12 protein-coding genes are annotated in these 12,432 nt (G+C 35.7%); 1 reads left to right on the top strand and 11 read right to left on the bottom strand.

The annotated features are described in order from the left end of the window. Positions 1–417 precede the first annotated feature (417 nt). The 11 genes from ABR854_RS24135 to ABR854_RS24085 form a co-directional block, all read right to left on the bottom strand. The gene (locus tag ABR854_RS24135) at positions 418–831 is read right to left on the bottom strand and encodes a hypothetical protein (protein WP_350268424.1); all 414 of its coding nucleotides are present in this window, start codon (positions 829–831) and stop codon (positions 418–420) included. Positions 832–924: 93 nt separating this feature from the next. Then, positions 925–1,365 (bottom strand): hypothetical protein, encoded by a 441-nt coding sequence (locus tag ABR854_RS24130; protein WP_350268423.1) that lies wholly within the window; start codon positions 1,363–1,365, stop codon positions 925–927. Next, the gene (locus ABR854_RS24125) at positions 1,365–2,759 is read right to left on the bottom strand and encodes a hypothetical protein (RefSeq protein WP_350268422.1); all 1,395 of its coding nucleotides are present in this window, start codon (positions 2,757–2,759) and stop codon (positions 1,365–1,367) included. The genes ABR854_RS24130 and ABR854_RS24125 overlap by 1 nt, the downstream gene beginning before the upstream one ends. Positions 2,760–2,762: 3 nt before the next feature. Next, on the bottom strand, positions 2,763–3,908 hold the full coding sequence (gene traM / locus ABR854_RS24120) for a conjugative transposon protein TraM (protein ID WP_350268421.1): 1,146 nt from the start codon (positions 3,906–3,908) through the stop codon (positions 2,763–2,765). Positions 3,909–3,919: 11 nt separating this feature from the next. After that, the gene (locus ABR854_RS24115; protein WP_350268420.1) at positions 3,920–4,774 is read right to left on the bottom strand and encodes a DUF4138 domain-containing protein; all 855 of its coding nucleotides are present in this window, start codon (positions 4,772–4,774) and stop codon (positions 3,920–3,922) included. A 5-nt stretch (positions 4,775–4,779) separates the two neighbouring features. Next, on the bottom strand, positions 4,780–5,412 hold the full coding sequence (locus ABR854_RS24110) for a hypothetical protein (protein WP_350268419.1): 633 nt from the start codon (positions 5,410–5,412) through the stop codon (positions 4,780–4,782). Then, positions 5,409–6,347: a hypothetical protein gene (locus ABR854_RS24105; protein ID WP_350268418.1), complete on the bottom strand. Its 939-nt coding sequence runs from the start codon at positions 6,345–6,347 to the stop codon at positions 5,409–5,411. The genes ABR854_RS24110 and ABR854_RS24105 overlap by 4 nt, the downstream gene beginning before the upstream one ends. Before the next feature lie 11 nt (positions 6,348–6,358). Beyond that, the gene (locus ABR854_RS24100) at positions 6,359–8,854 is read right to left on the bottom strand and encodes a VirB4 family type IV secretion system protein (protein ID WP_350268417.1); all 2,496 of its coding nucleotides are present in this window, start codon (positions 8,852–8,854) and stop codon (positions 6,359–6,361) included. Next, on the bottom strand, positions 8,851–9,216 hold the full coding sequence (locus ABR854_RS24095; protein WP_350268416.1) for a type IV conjugative transfer system protein TraL: 366 nt from the start codon (positions 9,214–9,216) through the stop codon (positions 8,851–8,853). The genes ABR854_RS24100 and ABR854_RS24095 overlap by 4 nt, the downstream gene beginning before the upstream one ends. After that, positions 9,182–9,532, bottom strand: a complete 351-nt coding sequence (locus ABR854_RS24090) for a hypothetical protein (protein ID WP_350268415.1) — start codon at positions 9,530–9,532, stop codon at positions 9,182–9,184. The genes ABR854_RS24095 and ABR854_RS24090 overlap by 35 nt, the downstream gene beginning before the upstream one ends. Continuing rightward, entirely contained in the window at positions 9,529–10,095 is a 567-nt protein-coding gene (locus ABR854_RS24085) for a hypothetical protein (RefSeq protein ID WP_350268414.1), read from the bottom strand. The genes ABR854_RS24090 and ABR854_RS24085 overlap by 4 nt, the downstream gene beginning before the upstream one ends. Before the next feature lie 140 nt (positions 10,096–10,235). On the opposite strand from ABR854_RS24085, the gene ABR854_RS24080 reads away from it, so the two are divergent. After that, on the top strand, positions 10,236–12,416 hold the full coding sequence (locus ABR854_RS24080; protein WP_350268413.1) for a toprim domain-containing protein: 2,181 nt from the start codon (positions 10,236–10,238) through the stop codon (positions 12,414–12,416). The last annotated feature ends 16 nt before the right edge of the window (positions 12,417–12,432 follow it).

Raw genomic sequence — 12,432 nt, 5'->3', positions numbered from 1 at the left:
AAATTTGAAAGAATAAAATGTAGTGAGACTAAATTTAGTCTCACTACAAGTCTCACTACAAATTGTAAAGTTCCCGATAAACAGACCATAAACAGATGTAAATAATATACTGACTATCAGGTGTTTATGTAAATATTGGTAAACAGACGAATAGCCAAAATAAGGTCTAAATACGACTGTTAATCAGAGGGTCGCTGGTTCGAGCCCAGCTTCGGGAGCAAGTTAAAAGCCTTATAATCAACAGATTATGAGGCTTTTTTAATTTATAGCCTTTTCGTAAGTTTACTACATGCAATACAATATGCAATACACAATTGCATTTGATTGTAAAATAACATTTTCAAAAATTATATTTTAACAATAAAGCCTGACAATCTACAATACGATTATCAGGCTTTATTTTTTTTGATATGCAATTTAAAACTTCAAAGCATCAATGATTCGCCGAACTTCTGAAACATCCCACGCTGAAATTGATTTACTTCTCACTTGGTAATTCCCTACTGTCATACCAGCTTTTTCAAAGATAAAGCTGAATCGAATACCATTTTCTTGAATAATTGGCAAAATATCATTGACGATTAAAATATAGTTTTTAACTACTTCCTTCCGCTTTTCATTACCGAGTAATTGCATCAATTTATTGACTTCCTCGTATTTCCAATCTCGACGACCATGTTTTTTATTGCTCAGTGCCGAAAAGGAAATTTCAATCTTACTGGCAATTTCGTGAATTGTATCATCGGCATTATCTAAAAACTGGGGTAACTCAGCAATGATTTGGGCGTAATTATCAATTGTTTCTAAATATGCTTGCTTGTCTCGTTCCATTTCTATTTTGTGTATTAAAATATATTTACAGCGTATTTTTCAATTACACAAATCTATTACTTAATTTGAAAATAGAAAAGCAAGACGTATCATTTATTTTCTTTCTAAATCATCACTATTTTGCCATTTCAAACGCCAAACGTCTTTATCATAAACAAGTTTTACTACAATGGTATCCGTTAAACTATTCTCAAAAGTAAACAGAATTTTCTCAGCTACTTCGACCTCACGACCAGAAGCATCTTTTTTAAGTACCAGTTCTCGCAAATGCTTAAAATTGGTAACTGTTCCTTTCTGAGTCATTTTTGCAGTACTGTAAATGAGCATCGCACCAAAAATATCTTTTTGGGTAACATCATCTTGGAGATACCCTTTGCGATACAAATTGTATTTTGTCGTATCGCCCTTAATACCTTCATTGGCTAATTGACAATAAGCAATGGCTGCCTTTTGTGGATTTTTAGACAAATGATTACTTGAATGTTGACAAGAGGAGAAACAGGCAATTAGCCCTATAAAAATGAATTTCTGCATCAGAGTTTAATGTTAGCAAGTGTATTTCTGAATAGTTGTGCTGACCAAATACCGTCCAAGCGTTTTTGTGTTTCGGTACGGTCTAAGGCTTCCAACATCAACTTATCACCTTTTTCTCGCAATTCTTGGGCTTTAGTCAGTAAATCAAGGCTTGCTTTATTGAGAAGCATTCGTTCGCCAGTTGTCATGCGTAGTCCTGCTGACATTCCCGATATATTCCCGATTGGGCTTGTATCAAAACTATTAGCCAAAGAAGAATAATCGTCATTTTTTGCAGCGAACGCATTTTTCATAATGTTATTGTAGATTTCATTTTGAATAGCACTGGCTTCATTTTGTTCCAAAGTCATCATTCTTTGTTTCAAAATTTCGTCCAAGTAATCGGCTGGAGTTTTGGGACCACCTTTAAATAAAGCCCCAATTGACCCAAATGGATTTGACATAAAATCATTAAAAGCATTCCCCAGTGTAGCTTTTAGGTTAGGATTATCTTTTAGAAATGCCTCTAATGCTTGTTCTTTTGCCCCAAAACTTAAATCTTTGGTAATTAATGTGCCGTTAGCATCATAAACATTGCCTACCGCATCCATGACATAATTTTTCCCATTGACAGTCATTGTTCCCGATGAAAAGGAAGGCATTGAAATTCCCTCCGAAGAAAATAAATCTCCAAATAAATCTCCGCCCAAATCGCTACCAATATCGCCAAATACGCCTTGATTACTCAATCGAAAAGCCGTGCCATTGTTTCGGCTTTTTACACCATCATTAATTGCCATCGCTTTGTTTTCTAATTCTTCAGCCATTTGATAGTAAGTCATGGCTTGCTGCATCTTCTTTTTTTGTAAAGCAGTTTGTAGGGCATATTGGCGACTCATAAAGGATTTTTGACTACTCAAAAAACCACTGAATGACTGAACACCATTTTTGTTATCAATGGTTGTTCCCCTCATTACAAGGTCGTATAAAGTTGAACCACTTTTATCGGAATAGTTTTTACCATCCATATAGGGTGTTAAATCTGAGATTTTAAAATTGGTATTCAAGTTAGAGGTAAAAGAACCTTTTAAAGCACTATTCAACTTCATGATGGCGGTGGCATCGTTGTACATCATTGAATGGTAAGCCAGTTTCAGATACTCATCGGGGCTTCGCAGGAGGTCTTCAATTTTTGAACCTGTTTCCAAAATACCAGTAGTATTAGCCTTTGTTGCAGCACCTTGTTTAGTTACACTTTTTAATTGTGCAATCTGAGTTTTGGCTTTATCTACCAAATTTTTTAACTGAATTAATCGCTCTATTGCTGTTGGGTCAATAGATACTTGGGCTTGAACGTCAAGATTCATGCACAACAAACAACTTAGGCGGAATGCCACCCGTAATAGTTTTTTCATCATTTAATTTTGTTTTAAGAATATTTTATAACCTTCATTTAACTCAATTTCTCCTGCTTTTCTCTGAACACCACCATAACGCAATGACCGAGAAATACCACTTACCACGCCAGCCCCCACTTGCCCAACTACTCCTGTTGCACTGCCAATGTTATAAACTGCATTGTCAATGTTATCAATTGCTTGATTATTTTGCTGACGAATTTGCCCTTTGGTATCATCACTTAGATACGCAATGCCTGGCAACATATCGTTACTATCATAAACCACCATTTTTGTAGGAATAAATTCAGTTCCTGATTTGATAGCCGTTACCATAATTATCAAGCGATTTCCACCCATCATGGCTATGCCACTACATAGAGCGTTGGCAGGAATGATAATACCATCAATTATCATTGGTTCTAATAATCGTATTCTGACCGATGAATTATTTCGCACCACTTGCGTACCATAAATAGCTGCTTTGACGAGTTCTTTTTTATGAATCGGTGTGTTACGGACTTTATTGGTAGTGTTTTCCAAAACAATCGTATTAAATGGATTTTCTCCTGTGGCTACTTTGATAGGTTCACGAGACTTTACAATTCTTTTTCTTTCCCCATAACCTTCTTTTCTTATTTTTGGGACTGACACTTGCTCAATTAAATGAGTAGTCAAAGGTGGATTTGAGGCTGTTATTTCAGATGAATTATTCGTTTCTGATGTATTTTCTTTGAATACATTACCCACACCATAGTTTTTCAAACCTTTGTCATGGACTTTTAGCGGAGTGCCGCCCAGCAGAACTCCGCCCGATGAAGTTTTATCTTCATCAATTGATTTTTTCACTTCATCAAGCATATCACCAGAAGTATCCTTCTTGCCGTTATTGTGGAGAGCCGCCCTTTCATTATCTTGACTTACATCAATTTTGGGCATCGAAAAAGTCATGTTTTTAACAATCTCTTGACGAACGTATTTTGACACGCCATAGAAAACAATTAGTAGTAAAAACAAGCCTATTAAAATGAAGACAAGTCTGTTTTTACTAAACAAGCTCAACATCTTTTCACTGAAAACGGAACGCCGTCCGCTTGCTTTTTTTGCAGGAGAAGTTAATGCTTTAGTTTCTTCTTTCACACCTTCATTTTGATTCGCAGTTTCCATTTTGCTTGTCATTAGAGCATTTCAGCTTTTAGGATTTTTTTGAAAGGAATATCAATGCTTACATTGCGTAAACCATTCTTTTCCCTGAAAATCACTTGCAAATAACCATTGTCCGTTGTTGCATAGAGTGGCACATAATAGAGATAGGTAATCTGCTTTTGTGGGGAAATGGTTTTGGTTGGTTCAATACTTTTCAAGGCATTTACTTCCTCAATACCTAATGATTGCAAGCGATTAATAGCTTTTTTCTTCATTTTGGATATGTATGAAAAGGAAACATTATCTATTTCATAGGTAATGGAACTCTCATTTTTCACCAAGAATTTAAGATAAGTACCATTTTCATCATTGTAAAGGTTTTCACATTTAACAGCAATACCCGATTGATAGCCTTTAAATAAAATGTTTGGACTAAGAGATGCTAACTTTTTAAACTTATCGTTCAGTAGCATATTATCGTCCTTTATTTTGAGTGTTTCTACTCTTTTCTCTAAGCCTCTATAATCATAAAAGGCTTTTGATAAGGGTTCTTGGTAGTTTACATAGGCTTCATAAATTTGATTCCCGTGTGTCAAAAGTAAAGTTGTTGGCTTGGCACTCGTACTTTTCGCCTTTAAAAACAGAACTTGTGTAGCTACACTTGATTGATTGGTTGATGCGGGTTGTGCTTGATAATCAGTATTACCCAAATTGACAAGAGTAATGGCATCATCAAAAATCAAGTAAGTTGTTGATGTAGCATTAACATAAATGGTGTCTATCTTTTTTTGAGAAAAGACCGCAAATGAGATGAATAACAAAGAAAAGCGGAATGCTGTCCAGAGTAGCGACTCCCGACGGAACGCCGCTCGTAATAGCTTTTTCATAATTTTTATTGTTTTGGTTTATACTCGATATAGTTAAAATTTTGAATTTGTAATCCATACGGGTTCTTTTCTGAATATGGTACTGGCTGTAATTCAAAAATTGCCCCTACGTTGCTTATTTTTTCTTGTTCGTTGAAATAGATAGCTTGTTTGAAAAGTAAGGTACATTTGTAAGGTACAACCGACATATCTACACCCATGCTATCTATTTTTATCTTGGAATAAGCATTGAACTTGGTGTAATTTTCTTGTACTTTTTCATCAATAAAGTTCTTGTAAATGGCCTGTGCATCTTGCTTGTTTAGTAGCCAAAAACCTTCATTGAGTCGTTCACTAAATGATTTTGCATCGCTTTCAAAAAACAATTTGGCAAATGTGTTTATCAAGCCTCTTACCTGTCCGATGTTGCGAGTATCGTTATCAGCTAATAAAGCGGCAAACATTTCTTTGCCCGAACGTACAAATACCTTTTGGTCTGAGTTTTTAGTAGCATCCCAAAACAAAGTTCCCCAAAGAATATTTGAAAGAAGCAATAGAAACATACTCGCTTTCAAAAGGTTAAAAAGTCTATCAATGTATTTATTGACATCATTAGCGGCAAAGAAATGCCTAATCGCCGTTTGGGTATTTTCTATCATGATTTTGTACGATTTGTAGTGTCATTTCTACTAAAAACATCTGAAAAACCTTGCTTAGTTGCTTCCCATGCTTTGGTTCTTGCTCCTGCTGATTTTTCCCAAACTGACTTTCCTGCTACACTTGCCCCAGCAGCGACCATGCCCCCTGTTGCTCCTTGAATACTTCTGATAATGCCACCAATCGCCGAAGAGCCAATGTAAAGTGTGGTTAAAAGCGGAACTCCGAGATACATCAGAATCAAAGCAAGGTTGATAACCAACATATTGACAATATCACTTCCTTGTGTTGTGGTCTGAATTGTGGTTGATAAACCAACCACCAAGTTGTCCAAAATAGATAGCGTAAGTGTCCAAAAGAGAATGTTCAGCATTGAGCGAAACCAATGTGTAATTGTTCCGCCTAAACCTGGAACGGTACTGAGGGCAGTGGCAAAAATACCTACCGAGTAAGTAAATGCGACTAACACATTTTTGACATTTTCTAACAAAAGCCTAATAATCATAGATAAGCCATTCTGAATAGCGGTCAGCACTACATTGATTAGTTTTCCAAAATCCATTGTTAATAAATCCCAACCGCTTGCTTCGGTAGAAGGATTGTTGGCATCGCCTGAAACCTTTTTCATTTGAGCCAATATGTCATCAACTTTCGTGTAGGTATTGGCTAATTCATTGATTGCACCAACCACCAAGCCCATCAATTCATTGTAATAACCAATCAGAAACATTAATGCCACGACACGAATTAGATTCAATACATTTGAACCATAAGATTCGCCAAAAACTAAGACCTTGAATAGCATATAAGCAAAATGAATGAATAGCATGATTCCTGCCAATTCTAAGCAATTTCCTTTTGCTTTGGTGGCGAGTAATTGAGCCGTTTTAAATAAGGCATCACCACTAATGGTAACTTGCAAAATAGTGTCTGTCATAATTATTTAGTTTAAATTTCATGTTCTTTCGGGCGGCGTTCCGTCGGGAATCGCCACTCTGGATGGTATTCTGCTTCCCATTCTTCTACGAAGCGGTTAATAGCATAATCAAAGTATTTTCCACCTTCTGCCATTTCTCGAATTTTGTTACGCTCTTCTGCACGAGAGGTAAGCAATGGGATAATTTTCGACGGCACTTCTACCCGATAAACATTGATTAAATCTGCTCTTTTGACAAAAATTTCTCGCCATTTATCAGCGGCATCTTTTCGTAAAGACTTCAATAAGTCTTCGGCGTGTTTGTTCAATCCAAAGAATTTGACGTTTTTATCAATCATGTTGGAATCGGTATGTCGAAGTATGAAAACTGTTGAAGATAAATCTTTGACAACAGTACCAATGGAAGAGTTTTGGATTTCCGAAATGCCTTGGGTAATGATGCTTATTGTCCCCTCACATTTTCTAACAGTTCGATACATATATTCTATAAAACCACCCAACAAACCATCTAACATCGACCATGCTTCATCAATATAAATGCGTTTGATTACTTTGGGATATTTATCTATAATATCGCAGGATAGTTCAATGATGAGCATTCCGACAACTGGATATAATGTAGGGTTAGCCTTTATTTTGGCTAAATCGAAGCAAATAAGAGGGTAAGCGGATATATCGTCAAGGGTTTCGGCATTGAGTATATCCTTGTAATTACCAACTGCAAAGGGTTCTAAGGTGATGAGTAATTCATCTATGTTGAGGTTCTTTTCAATCTTTTGATAGACCTCTTGCCCATCGTTTTCTTGCTGAAAAGTATTTAAAAAATCATAAAAGCCACAAATACAAGGCATTGTACTTTGTTTTTGTTGGTTATACTCGTCGAAGTATTGATTCAAAAACTTGTTCAGAATACTCCTTTCAGCATTAGTAAGATTTGAATTACCTCGCCAAATCGTAGCAATCAAATTAATCAAAAACTCCATTTTTGCTTCTGTCAATCTGAACTCGCCAGAGATTTCATCATAGTTTACTAAAAAAGGGTTATACCTTAATGGCTTTTCGGGGTCGTACTCGTAATAGCGGCATTTATCAGGCGGAATGGCATAGAAGATAGAAAGATACGTACCACCCACATCAATAATTATTTGTCTTTCACCTCTATAAAATCTTTGTAAAATCAAATTACCCATCGTGAAACTTTTGCCCGAACCTGGCACCCCAATTGTCAAAGAATTATTGTTTTCAAATCTTATCGTATCGTAAAAATCAACCAATAGTGGATTGCCCATTCTATCGCACAATAAATCACCTTTCTTGTCGCTTTTTAGTAAGGCAGTCGTAGTGAAATAACAAGCTGCCACCATATTATCCATTAATAACCAACGAAAATTCTGATACGAATTACAAGGAGCATTACTGACAAAAAGGTTAGTAGTATCCAAATTTTCTAAATAAGATTCCGCTCCGATTTCTCGATAGGCTTTCATTACTTTTTGAATGGAATCTTCTATTTGTTTGTGCGGAACGCCGCTGGGCGGCATCCCGCCCGAAGGCTTCCAAACGACACATTGCACGGATACATTCAACAAAGAATTGCCATTGGTCGTAATCTCATTCAAAAACTCGAACATATCTCTACTTTTGGCACGGTGCTGTTCCGACATCAAAAAATCCAGACGAGCAATGTTCTTTGCTTCAAATTCAATCTTGTTATATGCCTTTTGGGTATCCAAAGGTTTGAATGTAACACTCAGCACATGAGGAATTTCTAACTCATTCATCAAGGCATACAACTGTGGAGAAGATACATTATAACCATTATCCATGTCATTATTGACATTTGTAGGTTGCCCCGACATACTGATGATATTGACAGTATCCGTTCCCAAAACCAAGCGTTCTTTATCGGGTGTGAAGGTTTTGAAGATAGTATATTGGTCAGGTGTAAAATCAAGGTTGAAATATTGACAAAGAACTTTCATTACCTCATCTTCAGTCAAGCGTTGATAGCTCAAATCGCCTATACTGACCATCGAAATAAAATGATTGGCAATCGTTTCTATTTTTCTTTTGTACGATGAGATGTCTTTAAATATATTTTCAAAGACCCGACCGCCCCGACCAAACCAATTATTGGTCAAGGTATAATCCTTGTTTTTTTCTTCCCCAAAACTGATAAACAAGTATTGTTCGTGGCGTTGAATAGGTCTTTCACCAAAAGAATGAATGAAACGCTGCTCGTAATAGTTTTTATCCTTCACCGAAAGATTAGCTTGGTCATAATAATAAAAACCCATCATTTGAACACAAGCACCGATTTCTAAACTTTTCAAGGCTTGCGAAACATTTTCGCCAATCTTGTTATATTCACCCGTGCTTAATCGCTCCATTTCAACACCTTGCACACGGTAGCCAATTCCCACTCTTCCATCAGACATTATCAATAGATTATCTTCAAAAGCAAAATAGGGAAACACTTGCTCGAAATTTCTGTGCTGGTCTATCATTGGTTTGATTTTAGAAATTTAGAATGATACTCTCTGAGTAATTTAGGTTTAGACATCTCTACTTTTTTGGGAGCAGACAAATACCAATAGATTAGGCTTTTCAAAAATGTGGCGTGCTTATTCGCTGTCATTTTTCGTAAAGCAATAAAACCAACTATCAGTAATCCCAACAAAACCATATTAACCCATGAAGGAATCAGCAAAAATGTACGCATGATACTAAGCACAATTACAAACCCAAAACTTGTAATAAGAAATAGCATCAAATCACCCATTTCTGCTCCTGCAATAAGGGTTGGTTTTTCTAATGATTTTCTGATATTCACCTCAATTACCATTAAAGCCACCTTGTCCACCCACATCTGTTTTGATTTGCTCAAAAACAAACGTAAATCCGAACCAAAGTAGAACCGCCACTATCAAATAAACCAATCGCATGATTTTATTGGGGCTATCACTGATGAATCCAATAATGACAGAAATAAGTCCGAGGACAATAGCAATCGTGAAAACAACATTTACTACAAGCTGCACCGTTTTACTAATATTTTTTAAGCCGCCAACAACGCCTTGTGCCATGACTTCATTTGGCAACACAGAAAAAATGATGCTCAGAATTAGGTAGATGCCAAACAATTGTAAGTTTTGATTGGTTACACGAAGTTTTAGTGTTTTCATAATTTTGAATTGATGTTTGTGAAATTTAAACTGATTTTGATTTTGGCAACGTCTTCCTCATTCAATACTGCGGTTGCTTGGGTGGTCTTGATTATCTCCTTGTTTGACCTTGTTAGCATTTGATGTTTAGGTGAAGTTTTTTGTTCGTCAATAACTTTAGGGATATTTTTCTCAGGATTATTAGTTTCTTTGGTTAATTCTTTGGCTTTGAAATGTTGCCATTCTACCGCTAATATTTCTTCCTTTTGTTTTATGCCTACCCATTCCAGTGTCCAATGTCTAAGTACTGTCCATAGGAATACCGCCTCTCGGAACGCCGACCGTTTGTATTTTACTGTTTTTTCAAAAATAAAAACTGACCCAAAGATGAACCCTATACCCAAAAAGAAGCATGAAAGCCCTAACAATACACCTCTCAACTCTTTGATTGGAAGTGTCGTAACATCATTCATCCAAAAATAAATAGCCCAGTTTCCAAACCATGCTATAAGAAAAATGCCTATTGAAAAAAGTCCTAACCCTTTGGCTAATAGTATTATTTCTTTACGCTCCCATTCGACCATTTTTAAATGAAATAAGAATACTTTGGGTACAAACGTAAATATTTATATTTTCATAAACAAATATTTTTTATATTTAATGAAAATATATAATAGTATTTTTACAACATTTGTGTTTTCATTTACAAACATTATCTATTCTTATGGAAAATAATTCGGGCAACGGTTTGCTAGGTAGATTTAGGCAGGAAATTAACATTGCATCTTATGCAGTATCGAAAGGTTGGCAAATCAACCAAAGTAAAAGTGATAAAAACTGCACAGTCGTTCAACGTTTAGAAGACGACAGAAGTGTTGAAACAATTTTGGTTCGTAAAGACAACCAAAAAGGTTATCGCTACATCACAGATGGCGACCCATCAGACAGAGGAACAATTGTCGATTTTTTGGTAAAGAAAGAAAACTTTTCTATTGTTGAAAAAGAAGATTGGGCAAAAATATTTGCTCATTTGAACAACTATATGGGTAATGCTACCCATGTACAACTGCCCCCCTCACCACCCAAACCTGATAAGGATTTACAAAAACAGGTAGATTCTTTTCACCTAAACATGAATCCATTGACTGACACCCGATATTTGGAAAGTCGTGGATTGACTGAAAATTCTTTTCATTCTCCCGAATTTCAAGGTCAAATATTCAATAGCAGAGTTTATGGTTGGAAAAATATAAGCTTCCCATTACGAACCGATGAAGCCTTTGTGTGTGCTATTAATCGAAGTGATGAACAAAATGGTTATCGAAAAGAACAGTGGAATAGGTTAACGAATGAACGGGACGGTGCAATGCACATTTCTAATTTGGGTATTTTTGATTCAAAAAAGATTGATAAACTCATCATTGCAGAAAGTCCAATAGATACACTTTCTTATCTTGAATTACACCACAAAGCTATTCGAGAAAAACAAGAAGGCAACATTTATATTGCCACCGCAGGTACACCAGCCAATGCGGCTTATGCTACCCTTCAAAAAGTAATTAACCAAACCCAGCCCGAAAAAATAATCCTTGCTTTTGATAATGACAATGGTGGGTATCGGCATAGTTTGAATATCATTGGTCAGATTTCTCACCCAAACGCACCAACCTCTGAGCTTATCAAAGGTGATTTTTCATGTATTCACAAAAAAGAGGTCGTTTTGAGACTTCAAATGCCAATTATCAATGCTGAGGATAAATTAACTCAACAAAAACAGGTAGAAGATAAACTGATAAAACCCTTAGAAAGTAAAATTTATCAAGGAAGTGAAGATACCATTAAGTACAGTATTTTATCTGATTCAGCCCATCATCAACAGATAGAAATTAGGTTTCCTTACCACAAAAATTATCTTATCGAAGCCGAAAAAGGTTTGGTGGCCATGAAAGGCTTAGAAGATACCATCTCCTTAGAACATCCAAAACAAAAAGATTATAACTTAGAAATATGCAGAAATAAACCTTTTGTAGTAAGCCAAGAAACACTTACCAAAGAATCTAAGATTATTGAACTGGCTATGAATCGCTTCGCTCGACCTATCGAGGCGTTAGCGTATGCCCAAAGTTTGGATACAAAAGATAGTAAAGCAGCCAATATTTATCTGGAGAAATATACAGCCTATCAAGAATATGAAGCTCCCGAATTGGTAGCGACGATTAAAAATAAGGATATTGAATTTAGGAATGAAACCTTCAAGAAAGATATTGCCGCCAGTCAAAAACAATTCCAAGAACAACAAGCCTTAGAAAAACAGAAGTTAATAGCCATTTCGATTACTGATACTATATTCAAACAAAACGAACTGGTTTTGCTATCAACGCACCACAGAGAAGATAATTCGTTGGAATGTAGATTCCAAACGGTTAGTAAAACACCATTACAAGCAATGGTTAGTAATGATACCGTATTCATGGAGAAGATTAATGCTGCTTCCACAGATAAATGTTCTGTTGTTTTTAAACAAGATAGCATAACACTTCTTTCAGTTCCAGTTTTGCATGAAAGTCTATTGTTGGGAGAGAAATTTGTAAAACGTAATGAGCAAAACATTGAGAAAATGGATAACACAAGTAAAGTGGAATTGTTGAAAAAAGATTTGAACTTGAAAGAAATTACCATAACTGATACACAAGGCGAAATACTTGCCATTGCTGATTATTCAGTCAAAGTACAAAAAGATGGTGAAATATCGGTACATAAAATTGAAAAATTTGACCTTGAAAAAATTAATCAAGATGGATTAGATAGCTTGGTTATCCGAGAAGAATTAGATAAATCTACCGATGAAAAAGACAATGGATATAATCAAAAACAAGAACCAGAAACGATAGAAATAAGTCTGTAAAACAAAATGTATTGTG

This window comes from Emticicia sp. W12TSBA100-4 (assembly GCF_040253585.1).
Taxonomy (GTDB): domain Bacteria; phylum Bacteroidota; class Bacteroidia; order Cytophagales; family Spirosomataceae; genus Emticicia.
Note: the sequence above shows the minus strand (reverse complement) of the source record. Positions and strands in the feature narration are given on the sequence as shown.